Below are 17205 nucleotides of genomic sequence, written 5' to 3'. Positions count from 1 at the left end.
CATAAATAAGTTATGATACCATTTCTCTGTAATAATGCGCTTAATAATTCTTACCCAAACCTGAATTTTACTAATAGCTTTTACCTTTTATTAAGGGCAACTTCATGGAGAAATGGTATCATAACTTATTTATGACTGCTATAATTATATTTTTGTGTGTAAAAGTGTAAATTAAAAAGCGTGAGAGAAGAAATAGTATGTTATAATTATGATCATAAATGAATTCTGATTATTTTTAGGAAAATCACTCTATACCCTCATCAAGTGGAGGGTCAGAGTCAGCATGACAGCCATCGAATCAATATCATTATTTACTGAACAGTTAGTAACAGCTAAAACAGGTAAATCTCTGTCAGACATTGAAAGAGAAGTTCTACGACTATCTTTGTCTGGAAAAACCTATAGTCAAATAGCCTCCAAATCAGATTACTCTCGAGATTATATTAGCCAAAATGTGGCTCCTAAATTATGGAAGTTACTAAGTAATATTCTCAAAGAAAGAATTAGCAAAACTAACTGCCTTTCTGTATTAGAAAGACAACTATTGATTTATCAAGCAAATAGAAAGCAAGCTGCACAAACCAGCTTAATTAATACAAATATAATCCAATATTCAGAAATTTCCGAAATTAATGATTGTAAATTACTAGATGGTAGAATCCCTATGGGTTCTCCATATTATATAGAACGTAAGGAACAATTAATCTGTTATTCAGAAATTAATAAACCAGGATCATTTCTGCGTATAAAAGCACCCAGACAAATGGGAAAAACTTCTCTATTAATGAGAACTATTGGTTATGCTATCAAACAACAATATCAGACAGTACGATTAAGTTTACGAAGAGTTGATAGTACAGTTATCAAAGATATCAATAAGTTTTTAAGATGGTTTTGTGCTAGTGTAACAAGAAAATTACAGCTAGAATCTAAATTGAATGAATATTGGGACGAAGATATTGGTAGTATAGAAAGCTGCACTTTATATTTTCAAGATTATTTGCTTTCTATCATAGATGATCCTATAGTTTTAGCAATAGATGAAGTAGATTATATTTTTCAGTCTCCAGAAATAGCTAATGATTTTCTGTCAATGCTGCATTCTTGGTATGGAGAAACAAAGGAAGTTAAACTCTGGCAAAAACTGCGGATAGTTTTAGTAAAATCCACAGAAGTTTATATTGCAATGAATATTAATAAATCACCTTTTAATATGGGAATAGCTATAGATTTATCCCCATTTACTCTCGAACAAATCCAGGAATTAGCACATCGTTATCAAATAGAGCTATTACCACAAGAACAAAATCAATTAATGCGATTAGTGGGTGGTCATCCCTATCTAATTAATACTACTTTTTATCATATTAAATGTCATCATGCCAGTTTAGAAAGCTTAATCAAAACAGCAGCTACAGACACAGGTATTTATAGTAACCATTTGCATCAACATTTACAAAATCTGCAACAATATCCAGAACTTAAAACAGCTTTTGAACAGGTATTGCGAGCTATAACTCCTGTAGAGTTAAAACAGGTACTGGCATTTAAGTTAAAAAGTATGGGCTTGGTTGTACAATTAGAAGATAATTTAGTTATGCCTAGTTGTGACTTATACAGGCGATACTTTTATGATGTATTTGTTGGTGTATAGTTGGGAAGTTTAGGGGTTTAGGTAGTAGAAAATATTAGTTAATTTTTTAACTTGAATAAGGAAGGTAATTATGACATTTGATAATTCTTCTGGGTTGCCTCTTGAAGACCGCGAAACTAAAATTCGACAGGCAATAGCAACTGAATTGTTAGATTATTGGCAAAAGCGCTATACAGAATATATTGAAGATCGAGAGACTGATGAACAAATTTGGGACGATGGCGGACTTAACCCCCAAGAGTTGTCTGAAAACGCTTATGCTGCCTATCAATTTTATAGAGGAACGGTGGAAATGGGAGACTGGGGATCGGTAATAGTTTATAGGATGGAAGTAGAAGAAGAAGCGATCGAGATTATTTATGTCGTTACCGACGGTGATGATGGTTGGTTGGAAGCTTATGATTTGGATGGAAATCTCCTGGGTGCGGCGCGACGATATATTGAGTTATTAGCTTGGAAAAACGTAGAGGATGTGCGAGGACAGGTAGAAACAGGAGATTTTCCCCCCGAACTGAATTGCGAGTCAACTTTGTGGGGTCGTCCTGAAGTAGTAACAGAAGAGTGACATTATGTCCGGTTGAATACTTATATTACGTCCGGATAATTAGTGATAAAAAACTTTCTCCTTTTTCTGCTCTTGTTTTTTCCTTCTTCCTTCATTTCTTCTTCTTTATTTCCTCCTGACTCCTGAGTCATGACTCCTGAGTCATTTATTTATAGAACCCATTTGATATCTATATAATTATGCTAGTCAAGTCTTTTCGCGCATCAATTTTGAAGAAAAATCATCTGAAGGAGTGTTGAATTTTTTGTATTATTTCTCCCCACATCTTCCCTCTTCCTTCTTCCCTCTTACCTCCTGTCTCCTGTCTCCTGTCTCCTAGCTAAAAAAACGCGCATATTTATGAAGATACGCTTAGGGGTTCTATAAGTAGGACTTACTGAATAAAGCTAAAAGTCAGGAAAGCTTACAGTAATGGAGCTTTTTATATTCAGTTGATCTCCAAGTTTATGGCTCTTATTTGCATCAATTTACTGAAATTTTCTGCTGAAATTCAAGAAAATTCCTTCACATAAAATGGCCGAAACCGTTGTCTGTTCCCCCACAAATCGACCCGTCCCCGCGTCTGGTGCGTCCCCGTGTCCCCGTGTCCTACCCCCACCAACCAATTTTTTCAGCAGACCCTAAGTATTTAACCGATACCTAACTAAACTAATGGTTCTTGCTGAGTTGTGCAATGTATTCCTCCCCCTCCTGCCGCAATTTCATCAATATTAATTTGTACAATATCTCGACTGGGAAAAAGTTCTGCTAGAGTTTCTTTGGCACGACGGTCAGTCTGACGATCGCCAAATTCTGGGGCAATAACAGCACCGTTAATCACATAAAAATTAATATATCCTGCTGCAAAGTCATCACTTTCGTATCCCGGTCGTATTCTTTTCGGTGCTTCCAGCACAACAACTTCTAGTTTTTTCCCATCCGCATCTGTTGAGGACCGCAAAATTTCTAAATGTTTTTTGGTAACAGCATGGTCAAAAGATTCAGGGTCTGGATCGTATCCAGCAACAACAACACTGGGACGAACAAAACGGGCATAAAAATCTGTATGTCCATCGGTAATATCATAACCTCTGATACCTGGTAACCAGATGATTTTACGCAACCCCAATAAAGACTTCAATTCTGTTTCGCAATCAATTTTGCTCCAACCAGGATTGCGATTATTATTGATAATACAACTTTCAGTCACGATCGCTGTGCCGCGACCATCAACTTCAATACCACCTCCTTCAAATACAAGTTTTGTATTAACTAACGGTACTCCAGATTTTTGTGCCACAAAGCGAGCTACCTCAGCATCGCGGTTGTGATATTGCTTGTTTCCCCAACCATTAAAATTAAAATCAATGGCTGCTTTCTGACCTGCTTCATTCACCACAAAAACTGGTCCTGTATCCCTAATCCAAAGGTCATCTATAGGGCAAACAATCAACTCTACACTAGAGCTACATTTAGCTGCTGCCACATCATAGTCTGCCTCACGAACTAACATTTTTACGGGTTCATATTTGGCGATCGCTCTAGCGATGTTTGCTAGATTATCTTGTACTCCAGAATAGTATTTACGTCCCCAAATATCTTTACTTGCGCTAAATGCCATCCAAGTACACAAATGAGGTTCGGTTTCATCTGGCATATAAAACGAGGAATTTGATGACATAGAAGATGATGTTTGATTTAATAATTGAGGATTAGTTGTGGCAAAGCTGGCTAAATTATTGAGAAAAATATAGCTTGATGTTGTCGATATTAACTGGAGAAAAAATCGTCTATTCATAAACGAAGGCAGAAGGCAGAGGGCAGAAGGCAGAAGGAACAATGAGAATTTTCTTTTGCCTTTCCTGATAAATTATATCACACAGAGTAATGTGATTGTTTTTCTATTTATCTACTCTTCATTCTCTTCTTTAACTCCAGTGATAATTGCTACTGAAATTGTTATTAAGTCTTCTAAATCATTAGGTACTCGATATCAGCTTAGGTCTTGCTTAACTTGCTTTTCTTGTGGTTTCAACAGCGCAAATTGCAAAATATTTCCGATATAAACAGCTCCATATAATAAATTTTGTTCTGCTTCTTCTGCTTCTATTCCTATTCCTTTATCGAGAGCAATTAACTCAACCGCCAATTGCTTAAAGCCTCTTTCTAGGTTTTCATCTATTAATTGATAACCAAAATAATTTAATATATCTTCCGGGTAATAATTCAACTTTAAATAATCTGAAAAATTACAATTTTGAAAACTACTATCACCTATATCACTCCGAAAAATTCTCTGGGAACTTTTTTTATGACTATGAATACTTTCCCCCTCGGAGATATCTATTAATGAGCTAGTTTTACCCTGACTAAAATTCCACTACCTGGTTAAATTCACGCTCATATATTTTTATATCTTCCGCATATTTTTCCCTTACCATTACTTCTAGTTCCGGTGTATAGAAAACCTCATACTTAGGAAATCCACCTACCTTTTTAATCAGTTTTCTTAACTCATCGGGATGTTTTTTATGTAACTTATTTTCAAATTTATAATTACTATAATTAGTTCTTTTATATTCAAAGATATTTTCCGGGATTTTCAGTTGAGATTTTTGATTTAAGTCTTTTTTTACTCGATTGAGATTTTCAAACTGTCCAATATAGTCAAACTGAAATCGCCCTAAGCACAAAAATGTGTATTGTGGACGCCAGTGTGCATTTAAACGATCATTATCTGTGTTGGCTAGATAATTAATAAACTGACTAAAAGTAATAGACTTATAAATATCAGGCTCCATCCCTAAATCTCTATATACATCCATAACTAGCTTATAGGCAAAACTTATTGGTTTTGCTCTTTTAACAATTAAGTTTAAATAAGCACTCACTAATCTTTTAAAAGGGTTTCTCAAAATAACGAATTTAAAGTAGTCTGGATTTTGCATATAGGATGGATCAGTAAGTCTCATTTCTACCTCTAGTCTGCCAATATATTCATGAATATCTTGAGAAGACTCTTTGTATTGTTGAGCATAATCACTGTGTTCAACCATTATAGTATTGAACATAGTACAAGCATTTTTGGGAATGGGGCAATAGATAATTTTTAACTTGTGATTAATTAAGTATCTATTAATAATTGATTTCTGGTAACTTAATTCTGCTTCTTCTAGTTTTCCTTGCTTGAGATAAATTGACATCAACTTAGAATGTATTTGTTTTTCTATGTGAATATTGGTAGGAATATCCAATGCTTGGTTATATGAAGCGATCGCCTCTGAAGATTTTTCCTGTTGTTGTAAAGAGTCTCCCTTGAGCATAAGAACATTTGCTAAACCTAGATAAGCTTCTGAAAGTTTATGTTTCAAATCTATTACCTGATGATAAGCTTTTGTTGCCTCTTCCCATTTTTTTTGCTTAGTTAAAACATCTCCTAATTCTAGTCTAACTCCAGGATTTTTGGGATTAAGTTTAGCTAGTCGTTGATAGTAAGTTTCTGCCTCCTGATATTTTTGCATTTTCTTTTTTATCCCCCCTAATTGATTAAGTGCTGCAAGATGATTGGGATTCAAAAAAAGTACCTGTTCATATTCATAAGTTGCTTCCTCTAACCGATTTTGTTGAGAATATATTTGTGCTAATTTTAAGTAAAAATAAGGTTCTTGGATATTTACTGAAATAGCTTCCCGGTATAGTGTTTCTATTTTTTCTCCCTGCGCATTTTTCTGGTAAGCATCTGCAAGTTCCCGATAAATCCATGCAGGTTTTTCTCCAGGAATAATTAAAGCTTGTTGATATGTTTCTATCGCCTCAGTAATATTTCCTTCCTGCATTAACTTCTGAGCTAGTTTTCCTGTTGTTTCAACATTTCCTACAACTTTTTGCTCTTCTTTTTTCCTTAGCTGTTTTCGGAAATATGAAAGTTTTTTTTCAGAGATATTTAAAGCTTTTTGGTAAGCTACTATTGACTCTTTTGCTTTCCCAATTTTGTTTAAAGCAGACCCTAATTGAGAATATATTTCTGCTGGTTGCTCTGGGTTGATGGCTATGACTTGCTGATAATAATATATGGCTTCTTCCGCTTTTCCCACAGCTAACATTAATGATCCTAATTTGACTTTGGCATCACTATTTTTTGGCATTAATTTTACCACCTGCTCTTGGTAGTTAATAGCTTTATCTAGTTCTTGATTTTTCTCGTAAATATTTGCTAATGCTATAAGAGCATCGGTACAGTTTGGTTGTAATTCTAGAGCTAAAGAATATTGCTCTATTGCTTCCGATATCTTCCCTAGATTTATAAGTTGTTCCCCAATTTCTAGCTTCTCTTTCAATTTAATTTGTATATTCATAATTACTCAACTTATACTTTTATTATAAGCATTTAGCTGTCAGCTCTCAGCTATTAGCTTGAATTCTATGAGTTCAAAACTTAAACTTGTCGTTGCTGTGCTTCAAATTATCACTTAAAGAAGCGGTTAAGAGTCACCAGTCAGCCAGATTAAACCCTAGCTCTAAAAGCTGATAGCTGACCGCTAATAGCTGTTTGCGCAGCATTCCGCAGGAAATGCTTACCTTTTATTGATACTCTCGCTTAATTGATTTTGCCCACAATAAAAATGGTATTACACCACCCCCTAATAATACTGCTAAAGTAAATAAGAAAATGATAAATCTGGTCAAAAAAGGTAGGGAGCGCGACACCCAAGGAAATACATAAGGTTGTTGTTCTGAGTCTACTGAAATATTGGGTAAATTGAGACTAACTTGCACATTATGTAACGAACCACGGTCGGCATTTATTGGCTGAATATAGTTGATTTGATACTCATCAAATAAAGCCTCTAAAAATTCAGTTAAACTACTAGAAATATCCTCAGCATTACCAGAAAATTCAGCAATACCATTAGTTACTCCCGCTATTTGTTGTAGTCGTTTTTGGTCAACAAATTCTTCAGCAGCAAGTTCCGTTAATTCTGAATAATTATTACTTTTTTTTCCTCCTCTTACACTAATATCTCTAATAGTAGGAAGTTCCTCTAAATCATATTTTTGCTGCAACTGTTGGGGAGTCAAACCATAACCCAAAGTATGCACAGTAATATTAGGATAACTTTTCAACATAAACACAAGTTTTTCAAAGTCTTGTGCTTCTAACTCTGGTTCATTTTCTCTATTTCCATAAATACTATGATAGCCATCAGAAAGTAAAATTATCGAACGTCTTGGTTGAGATAAATTAGAATTTGGGCGTGGGTTAAAACGAGTATCTTCGGAATTACCAAAAAATTGTACTGCCTGACGCAAAGGTTCATAAATATCTGTAGCTGCACAAAGATTATCCAGTTGACTTTCTATTTTTTTGAGAGATTGTTCAACCTTTTTATTGCCTGCTAAAACAAAATTATCTAGTTCTTTTTTCGTCACTTGATTTCCCGGACAATTTTTACCTCCTTTGCCAAAAGGTACAATAGAAATTTTGGTATTTTCTCCCTTGTCAGCTAAATCTTGATTAAATTTTCTAATTGCAGCGATCGCCCCTTCTAATTTGGTTTTTTCCCCACTACTATCTAATTGCTTCATACTGCCACTAAAATCTAATAAAACAATTACCCAAGCAGGAGGTAATTCTTCGGGTAGGGGAATTTTCCAATTAATATCTATTGGATTTAAAGTTTGACATTCTCCAGTTTTTGGCTCTGTTTTAGGTGGGCAAACTGTTAAATTAAAATTCTCTTTTTGTAGATCTCTTACTGGTTTATTGTTTTGGTCATAGGCTTTGATTCGCAGGGTAACTTTACTTTCATTACGTTCAGGAATAGCTTCGATAATTTCTACATTTTTTACTTGAGCAAAGCTAGGATTAATGCAGGAAATTACTATTAACAAAGATAAACTAACCTTGCGGGTCCAAGAAGCGATTATAGTAGACAAATCTGAATAATTTTTTACCATTATAGCCCTCATTTTCGGCATAAAATGCAATTAAATCGTTATGTTTAAGTTTGATTGGCGTACTTTCCTTCAAGCGATCGCCTTGATATTCTATTCTATTAAAAAATTTGAGATTAGGTACTAAAATTGTTTGGCTAGATGCTAAGTCTAAGTCAGCAATATGCAGTGGCAAACCAGGGATACAAATATCTACACCAAATTGTTGACTGCCCATAATTTTCAACTGAGCTGAACCAATTTTAATTTTACCTCTTGCAGGTAATTGAATTGATAATCCTTCCTCAATTTTATCGGTCAAATCATTACTCACAAATTTAATTCTGGATGATAATTCTTTCTGAATATGGGGATAATTCCCTGGTGTTTCAGACTGATTAAAATTGACATTTTCAATATATTCAAAACCAGCTCCAGCTCTGAGGGCAACTAGATGACTAGGAGAGGTAGAAAAACTCAAGACGAAACCTAATAAACTCCCTAATAAAGAAAAACCTATTGTGTCTTCCCAAGCTTGTAATGCTGTGGGCATTCCATCCATTTTTTGTCGTATCCATTCAAAGATAATTGCTGCAACTAAAGCAGTCAAAATACTGGTAGTTAAACTAATGGTAAGTCGCTGCAAAAAACGCCGTTTATCTCCTGCTTCTATACTACGCCAGCGCCAAGTCAATCCTTCAGCTAAACCCACTGCTCCACCAATTAAAATCCACCCGACTATTCTGACAAATTTATCGGGTACAGTTATAACTTTATCTCGTAGTTGTGGATTGAGCAATATTTGTACTAATCCCCCAGAAGCAATACCAATTAATAATCCTAATCCCCCAGCAATACTTAGGGGTATTAAACCTCTGTTGAAGTTGCGTTTAAATCGAGTGGGATTGCTTAAAAATATATCTGTTGCAACTATGCCAACTGCTAGAGAAATTGCCACGCAAGGAAATAATGTTAATTCAGGAAACTTTTGTAACCAGCCTAAATCGCTGAGGATAAATTGCCCTATACTCCAGCCGATTAATGCTGATGTAATTCCTGATAGAATATATAGATATATTCTCATAATTTATAATTAATTTTAATTTAGATAGAGTCAGAATTAGCAGATAATTAGCAAATATACAAGTTTTGAATCTTTTGCATTTTAAATATTATCTTCCAGAATGTCAATAGTATATTGGCAGAAAGAAGGAAGCCACGGCAGGGATTTTGAATACATATTAGACGGAATGAAGAAAAAAAGAATAAGACTGTTTTTTTATCCTCTGGTTATCTTGAATCTTTTTGCCCTAGTTTTAACTAATAAATATGAGGAGGCCAACCAATTTTATTGCCTTCTATTAGCTAGTCGAAAATAATTACCACTTCTCAGCAACTAAGTTTATTTTTTAATGGGCACATTGCTTAAAAGCCTTATCAAAAAAATCTTAAAAAACGGAAGCTCTACCTTGACATACAATACTTGACAAGATATGATAAGCATAATGGAAAAGGTGCGCTCATATATAGTAGAAAAAAATCCAGAAAAATCAGCTTTACCCTCAGCCAAGAAAATTTAACTACCAACAAATTTCAGAAATAAGTATCGCATCGCTCACGGGGTGACAAGCCCTTCAAAACTATTGTATGATCAGGATTTAAAGGATATCCACTCTGCCTAAATTTGACGGTTTTTATGAGAATAATAATTATTCTTAGTAGTGATGTGGGTTCGCGATATAGCTGCCGCACTTGCTCCGCCAACGCGAACCCACATTACCAATTACGTTGATTCATTGTTCAATTAGATGAATCCTAGAAAATTTATGTAAGTCCTGTTAAAATTTGTTAATAATCAGATGAATGGTAAAACGTTTCGGGCAAATAATTAAATATTATCTAACATTGACAGAGCTTTTAATCCCCTTTGATAATGAGACTTTTTGTGAGGATTAAGGTTAATTATCTGTTGAACAATATCAACTAAATAGTCCCAGGCAATTCCCCAAAGATAACCATATATACCAAGCCAAAATTCACTTAGTTTAAGTGGCCGTAGTAGTGAACCACTACCACCACAAGAACCATCAGAAAGTTCAGAATTGCTAATCAATGTTCCTGAACCCTTGATAACCTTGCAATTACTTGAAGATTCCGATTTACCCACATATATCAATGCGATCACAACTCAGAAAAAACTTTATGCCAATCCTACAGCTTTGAATGCTCAAGGCCAGCCACCAGAAATGTTTCTTCAAGGTAATGCCTATGATTTAAATGATGTTGAAGAATTAGATTATAGAACAGCTAGGGTTGCTAGTGGTGAGAAGCTGGTGGAATATGAATATCAAGCTTGGCGGTGGTTTTTCGATCTTGAAGCGTATGCAGTTTCATTCCAATTTCAAGCAGATTCAGTTTTGTGGTCAGCCTTGCTGACTCGGACAAGTTTTGGAAGCTGTTGAGACAGGCAGTACAAGACTGTGATGGAACAGAGCAATTGCTCCAGTTTCAAGGTTGGATACCACATTTTCCGATAGTATTTGCTATCGGAAAAATAAATAAAAAAAAGTAACTATGGTTTTGAGTATGTAGTGTCTTTGTCTAAATCCTGAGAATACTTTTATTTCCCAATAGGCACCAAATGGGTTCTATATATTTAACTATTTAGTCTAAACTTCAAACAAAAATTATCTTGCCAAAATTCCTGATTACAAGTTATAGTTATAAACTTAAATAAAAGAAGATTATCAAAAATCTACCAAATTAAGAAGAAAGGATGAGAATCAATTAAGATAAAATGTTAGAGTTAATTAATCGTTACGAACACGGCTTTGTTTCTATTCCTGTAATTTTAGCCTGTAGAGAAAAGGGATTATTTGAATTAATCAAACAAAAAAAAATAACCCACCAGCAAATAGCTAAAGTCCTAGGAGCAAACACAGGTCATCTGCAAGTAGCCTTAAGAATGATGCAATCCCTAGGTTGGCTATCAAAAAATGAAGTTGGTGAATACTCCCTCACAGAAAATTCTCAAGCTTACTTGTCCATTCCTGAAAAAATATTAGACTTATACAACCTACCTATAGAATCCTACTTACTAGGAAAAGAAAAGCCTAGTATTCTCAAAAGTTGGATAGAGCTTTCTCAACAGCAGTGGCATATTAATGATATAACAATAGCAGATTTCTTAGATGGAGTTCTAATAATACCAATTATGCTAGCGCTTCACAAGCATAATTTATTAGCAGTAGACCAGGAAGAAAAACCTTTATTCTCTGGTGTAAGTCCTCATATACGAGAAGAATTATCAACATTATTTATAGCTAAAGGATGGGCTGAGAAAAGTTCGATAACAGTCCAAAAACATAGCCAAAAATCGAATGATTATGAAAATAATTTATGCCTGACCGCTCTGGGTAAATTTATAGTAGAGAGAATACTAATTACGGGAGTTACCGCTTCCTATACTCCCATGTTGTTGCAGATTTCAGACGTATTATTTGGAAAAAGTCAAACAGTATTTTGTAGAGACGAACAAGGAAGTGAAAGTCACATCGATCGAAAATTGAACGTAATGAGCAATGGTTTTCAACACCAGAAGTTTTTTGCTGATGTAGACGAATTAATTCTGAGTATTTTTAATCAATTACCCTATTACGAACAACCAAACTATATTGTAGACATGGGTTGTGGTGATGGTACACTACTCAAACGGGTTTATCAAGTAATCAGTACAAAATCTGCTAGGGGAAAAGTGCTAGACAAATATCCAGTGCAGATGATAGGAGTAGATTATAACCAAGCATCGTTGCAAGAATCTGCATTAACTTTAGCAGGTATTCCTAACTTGCTAATGAAGGGGGATATTGGAAACCCACAACAAATGATATCTGACTTAAGAACTCATGGAATTGACGAGCCAGAAAAAATTCTCCACATTCGCTCCTTTTTGGACCACGATCGCCCATTTATCCCTCCCCAAAACTTAGAAGCAGCAAAAAAGCGGAGTCAACTTTCTTACTCAGGGGTTTATGTAGATTCAGACGGCGGTTTGATTCCGGCCCAGATTATGATACAAAGCTTGGTAGAACATCTGGAAAGATGGTCTTCTGTGGTTACTAAAAATGGGATGATGATTCTGGAAGTTCATTGTTTAGAACCAGAAGTAGTAAACAAATTTTTAGACAGTAGTAATAACCTGCATTTTGATGCTTTACAAGCTTTCTCAAGTCAACATCTGGTGGAAGCTGATGTGTTTCTCAGTTGTGCTGCTGAAGTAGGTTTATTCCCCAAGTGGGAGTTCTCGAAACGATATCCTCAGAATTTTCCATTTAGTCGTATCACCTTAAATTGTTTTGAGAAAAAGCCTTACAAGTTGCGCCATCCTACAATTAAGGATTTACCAGAGCTAATAGTACTAGAGGAATTGTGTTGGTCAGAAAATCTCCGGGTTGACAGTGAAGAAATTCAGAGGCGGATTTTGAATTTTCCACAAGGGCAGTTTGTTTTGGAGCTTGAGGATAAGATTGTTGGAGCTATCTATTCCCAAAGGATCGAACGGACAGAAGTTTTGGAGAATAGAACCTTTGTAGAAGTGCCATCATTACATACTGAATCAGGAGTAGTGATACAATTACTAGCTACGAATATTTTGCCAGAGTTGCAAAACCAAGGGTTAGGGGATCAATTACTGGAATGGATGCTTCAGTATTGTGCTGTGATGGGTGGTGTGGAAAGGGTTGTGGGAGTAACTCGTTGTCGTAATTATCCAGACTATTCCCCAATACCAATGGCAGAATATATCCACAAAAAAAATGAATCAGGACTACTGGTAGACCAGATTTTGCGCTTTCATCAAATACATGGGGCAAAAATTCAAAAAGTTCTTCCTGGTTATAGGCCCAAGGATATAGAAAATCAAGGTTATGGTGTTCTGATAGAATACGATATCCATAATCGTCAACGTTTTGATGGTGTAGGAGTTGAAAAAAATCAGCAGGAAAAAGTAGAAATAGAAGAAGATGTAGATGAAGTTGTGGCTGGTTGTGTTCGGACAGTAATGAATAAGAAATGCTCTTTTGATTCAGATCGCCCACTGATGGAAATGGGAATCGAATCTTTGGAACTGTTAGAACTGAAATATTTATTGGAGAAAAAACTGGAAGTAAAAATCGAGCCGAACTTCTTCTTTAAATATGGAACTCCAAAGGCGATCGCTAGTTATTTTAAGGGAGAAACACAGGCTAAACACAAGAATATTTCTGAGTTGTTGCCAAAAATCGCACAACCAGAGCCAAAAGCCGAAAAAACTGATTCAGGTTTTTCGGCAGCTCAATTAGAAAATGGGATAGCAATTATAGGAACGGCTTGTCGGTTTCCTGGAGATGCTGATAGCCCCCAAAAGTATTGGTCACTGCTGTGTAATGGCATTGATGCAATTACGGAAGTACCTCTGAATCGTTGGGATATTGAAAAATATTACAATCCCGATAAAAATCAACCAGGAAAAATATCTAGTCGTTATGGTGGTTTTATTTCTGAAGTTGACAAATTTGATGCAGATTTTTTCCATATTTCCCCCCGTGAAGCAAAATATATAGATCCACAACAACGTATATTACTAGAAGAAAACTGGAAGGCACTAGAAAATGCTGGCATTAATCCAGAATCTCTTTCAGGAACAGAAACAGGAGTATTTGTAGGTATTGCTTTTCATGATTATGAACAGCTACAGAACAAACATAATCAGGAGCAAGATTTAAACCTATATTTTGCCACAGGTAGTTCTAATGCTATCGGTGCAGGAAGATTATCTTACTTTTTGAAATTGAATGGTCCAGCCATAACAGTAGATACGGCCTGTTCATCATCTCTAAGTGCTGTTCATTTAGCTTGTCAAAGTATACGGAATGGTGAATGTGAATTAGCTTTGGCATCAGGGGTGAATTTATTGTTGTCTCCAGAGTTGAGTATTAGTTTCTCTCAAGCAGGGATGTTATCGCCAGATGGACGTTGTAAGACTTTTGATGCCTCTGCAAACGGTTATGTAAGAAGTGAAGGTTGTGGAGTTGTAGTTCTCAAGTCTTTGAAACAGGCCATAGAAGATAGAGACCCAATTTTAGCAGTGGTGCGGGGCACAGCAATTAATCAGGATGGTGCTAGTAATGGAATGACTGCACCAAATCAATCAGCTCAAGAAGCGGTGATTCAGAAAGCGTTGTCTATAGCAGGAATATCAGCTAATCAAGTATCTTATGTAGAAGCCCATGGTACGGGTACTTCTTTGGGAGATCCAGTAGAAATTAAGGCTCTGGAAGTGGTGTATGGAAACAATCGTGGTTCGGAACGCCCTTTAACGATCGGTTCAGTAAAGACAAATATTGGTCATACTGAAGCGGCAGCGGGTATTGCCGGGTTAATCAAGGTGGTGTTGTCACTGCAAAATAAATATATACCACCTCATTTACATTTGAAAGAGCTGAATCCTTATATGAGTTTGACAGGGATTCCTGGTGTAATTCCGATGGAGGGTAAGCTATGGGAAAAATATGATGGAGATGAAAGTTGTGTAGGAGCGGTAAGTTCTTTTGGTTTCAGTGGAACAAATGCTCACGTTATTCTTGAGGAAGTACCAACTCAAGTTAAAACGCAACAGTTAGAGGAGCAACCTCATTTGTTAACTCTCTCAGCAAAAACAGAAAAAGCTTTGGATGAGTTAGTGAGTCATTATCAAAATTATCTGGAAACTAATAGAGAATTAGAACTGGCAGATGTATGTTATACAGCTAACACTGGGCGAGCTCAGTTTAATCATCGACTAGGAGTCATTGCTAGTAACCCACAAGAATTAACGAAAAAACTTTTGCAACACAAAGCAGGGGAGGAAGTCGTCGGAGTATTTTCAGGAAAACTATCAAGTGATAGTAGTTATCCAAAATTAGCCTTCCTATTTACAGGTCAAGGTTCCCAGTATGTGAATATGGGAAGAAAACTATATGAAACTCAGCCAACTTTCCGTCAAGCTTTAGAGGAATGTAACCAAATCCTAAGTTCGTATCTAGAACATCCGCTCTTAGAAATTCTATATCATCAAGATGCTGAAAATTCAAGTTCATCTTTAATAGATCAAACTGCTTATACTCAACCAGCTCTGTTTGCTATTGAATACTCTTTGTTCAAGTTATGGGAATCTTGGGGAATAAAACCAAATGTGGTAATGGGCCACAGCGTAGGAGAATATGTAGCAGCTTGCGTTGCAGGAGTTTTCAGTTTAGAAGATGGTCTCAAACTAATCGCTATGCGGGGCAGGTTAATGCAAAAGTTACCCTCCGGTGGTGAGATGGTATCTGTTATGGCATCAGAATCTCAAGTGACAGAGGCCGTAGGCGAATATAGTTCCCAAGTGACAATAGCAGCGATAAATGGACCAAAAAGTATAGTAATTTCAGGTGAGAGTGGAGCGATCGCTACCATTTGTAGTAAGTTAGAAGCAGTGGGGGTTAAAACCAAGCAGTTACAAGTTTCTCATGCTTTTCATTCACCATTGATGGAACCAATGTTGGCAGAATTTGCAGCAGTAGCTAAAGAAGTAACCTATAGTCAACCTAAAATACCACTAATATCAAATGTGACTGGTGAAAAAGTAGGTGCGGAAATAACTATTCCTGAATATTGGACTCGTCATGTACGAGAACCAGTAAGATTTGCCCAAAGTATGAAAACTCTTCATCAGCAAGGATATAAAATATTTCTAGAAATCGGACCGAAACCAATCTTATTCGGCATGGGAAGGCAATGTTTGCCAGAGAGTGAAGGAGAATGGTTACCATCATTACGACCGGGAGTGGATGAGTGGCAACAAATACTATTAAGTTTAGGGCAGTTGTATGTACGGGGTGCGAAAATAGATTGGTTAGGGTTTGACCAAGATTATGCTTGTCAGAAAGTAGAATTGCCTACTTATCCATTCCAACGAGAACGTTACTGGATAGAAACAGCACAAACCAAAAATCATCAATTTGAGTCATCGTGTAATGTTTATTCAGTACCAAAAATAGATTTTCCTCTTCAAATTTTTTGCTTGTCTGCTTCTAGTCAACAGGAATTATTACATTTAGCTAAAAATACTATACTTAGTATAGAACAACATCCAGAAGTTAAATTATCAGAGCTTTGTTTCTTAGTGAATACTAAGCAATCATTGTCAGAATATCGTTTGGCAGTTATAGCACAATCTACTTTAGAAGTACTTGCAAAACTCACAGATTTTGTAGCTGGAAAAGATGTAGAAAATCTTTGGAATGACAGGATTAAAAATAGTGATTTTTTGAAGGTAGGTTTTATTTTTAGCCCCTACAGTACTTTTTACCCAAATATGGGCAAAGAACTATATGAAACTCAACCAAAATTCCGTCAATCAATTGACCAATGCCATAAAATTATTAGTGATTATACAGGTCAGTCTTTACTGGAATTATTGTACTCAAACAAAGTTGATAATTTGTCAGAAATAAAACATATTTACAGATTACCAATGTTGTTTGCAATTCAATATGCTTTAAGCGAATTGTGGAAGTCTTGGGGAGTAGAGCCAAGCTTAGTAATGGGTCATAGTTTTGGAGAGTACTCGGCAGCATTAATTGCAGAAATATTTAATTTAGAAGAAGGCTTAAAATTATTAGTTTCTATTGGAAAGCTTTGGGATAGTAAATTAGAAATAAATTGTCAAGCTATTGGTATTATAGCCAGTGAAAAATATGTTGAAGAAACAATTGAACCCTACATTCAAGAAATTAAAATTATTTCTTATGGTGGTTATCGCAATACTGTAGTCGGCGATCCTCAAACAATTCAATTAGTAGCTGAAAAGCTTAGAAAAGAGGGTGTATTAGTAAAAGAACTCCCTTTTGCCGAAGGATATCATACTGACAGAATTAAACCGATACTAGGACTTGTCGATCAAATTCACCAAGGTGTAAATTACTCTAGTTCAAAAATTCCTTTTGTTTCAGCTATCTCAGGTGAATTACTGAATGAAGAGGTAGATTCTACATACTGGAGGAAGGTATGGGGA

At 35.7% G+C, this 17205-nt stretch carries 10 protein-coding genes; 4 read left to right on the top strand and 6 right to left on the bottom strand.

The features are described from left to right. The first annotated feature begins 283 nt into the window (after positions 1 to 283). Together F6K13_RS02200 and F6K13_RS02195 are read left to right on the top strand one after the other, a co-directional pair. Positions 284 to 1654 carry an AAA-like domain-containing protein gene (locus F6K13_RS02200; RefSeq protein ID WP_124154474.1) on the top strand — a complete coding sequence of 457 codons (1371 nt, stop codon included), beginning with the start codon at positions 284 to 286 and terminating at the stop codon, positions 1652 to 1654. Positions 1655 to 1724: 70 nt separating this feature from the next. Next, a complete protein-coding gene (locus F6K13_RS02195; RefSeq protein WP_124154473.1) occupies positions 1725 to 2219 on the top strand; it encodes a hypothetical protein in 495 nt (164 codons plus the stop codon). A gap of 643 nt (positions 2220 to 2862) precedes the next feature. Here F6K13_RS02195 and F6K13_RS02190 read toward each other — a convergent pair. The 6 genes from F6K13_RS02190 to F6K13_RS02165 form a co-directional block, all read right to left on the bottom strand. Further along, positions 2863 to 3996: an agmatine/peptidylarginine deiminase gene (locus F6K13_RS02190; RefSeq protein ID WP_124142763.1), complete on the bottom strand. Its 1134-nt coding sequence runs from the start codon at positions 3994 to 3996 to the stop codon at positions 2863 to 2865. A 195-nt stretch (positions 3997 to 4191) separates the two neighbouring features. Next, entirely contained in the window at positions 4192 to 4428 is a 237-nt protein-coding gene (locus tag F6K13_RS02185) for a hypothetical protein (RefSeq protein WP_124154472.1), read from the bottom strand. Between the two features lie 139 nt (positions 4429 to 4567). Then, entirely contained in the window at positions 4568 to 6553 is a 1986-nt protein-coding gene (locus F6K13_RS02180; protein WP_124142765.1) for a tetratricopeptide repeat protein, read from the bottom strand. A 226-nt stretch (positions 6554 to 6779) separates the two neighbouring features. Beyond that, on the bottom strand, positions 6780 to 8135 hold the full coding sequence (locus F6K13_RS02175) for a vWA domain-containing protein (protein WP_205127194.1): 1356 nt from the start codon (positions 8133 to 8135) through the stop codon (positions 6780 to 6782). Then, entirely contained in the window at positions 8098 to 9216 is a 1119-nt protein-coding gene (locus F6K13_RS02170) for a hypothetical protein (RefSeq protein WP_124142767.1), read from the bottom strand. Before F6K13_RS02170 ends, F6K13_RS02175 begins: the two co-directional genes overlap by 38 nt. 804 nt (positions 9217 to 10020) lie before the next feature. After that, on the bottom strand, positions 10021 to 10245 hold the full coding sequence (locus F6K13_RS02165; protein WP_124142768.1) for a hypothetical protein: 225 nt from the start codon (positions 10243 to 10245) through the stop codon (positions 10021 to 10023). Between the two features lie 22 nt (positions 10246 to 10267). Here F6K13_RS02165 and F6K13_RS02160 point away from each other — a divergent pair, with 22 nt between their 5' ends. Together F6K13_RS02160 and F6K13_RS02155 are read left to right on the top strand one after the other, a co-directional pair. Then, complete coding sequence (locus F6K13_RS02160; RefSeq protein WP_124142769.1) at positions 10268 to 10594, top strand: hypothetical protein; 327 nt, start codon at positions 10268 to 10270, stop codon at positions 10592 to 10594. A gap of 335 nt (positions 10595 to 10929) precedes the next feature. Next, the coding region (locus tag F6K13_RS02155) for a type I polyketide synthase (RefSeq protein ID WP_287286746.1) at positions 10930 to 17205 on the top strand (6276 nt) is incomplete at its 3' end.

It is taken from the genome of Okeania sp. SIO2B9 (genome assembly GCF_010672505.1).
Lineage (GTDB): Bacteria > Cyanobacteriota > Cyanobacteriia > Cyanobacteriales > Microcoleaceae > Okeania > Okeania hirsuta.
This window is presented reverse-complemented; position numbering and strand designations above follow the sequence as displayed.

Coding starts and splice junctions, on each gene's coding strand:
- F6K13_RS02190 (WP_124142763.1), bottom strand. CDS start 3,996: ATGAATAGACGATTTTTTCTCCAGTTAATATCGACAACATCAAGCTAT.
- F6K13_RS02195 (WP_124154473.1), top strand. CDS start 1,725: ATGACATTTGATAATTCTTCTGGGTTGCCTCTTGAAGACCGCGAAACT.
- F6K13_RS02170 (WP_124142767.1), bottom strand. CDS start 9,216: ATGAGAATATATCTATATATTCTATCAGGAATTACATCAGCATTAATC.
- F6K13_RS02200 (WP_124154474.1), top strand. CDS start 284: ATGACAGCCATCGAATCAATATCATTATTTACTGAACAGTTAGTAACA.
- F6K13_RS02180 (WP_124142765.1), bottom strand. CDS start 6,553: ATGAATATACAAATTAAATTGAAAGAGAAGCTAGAAATTGGGGAACAA.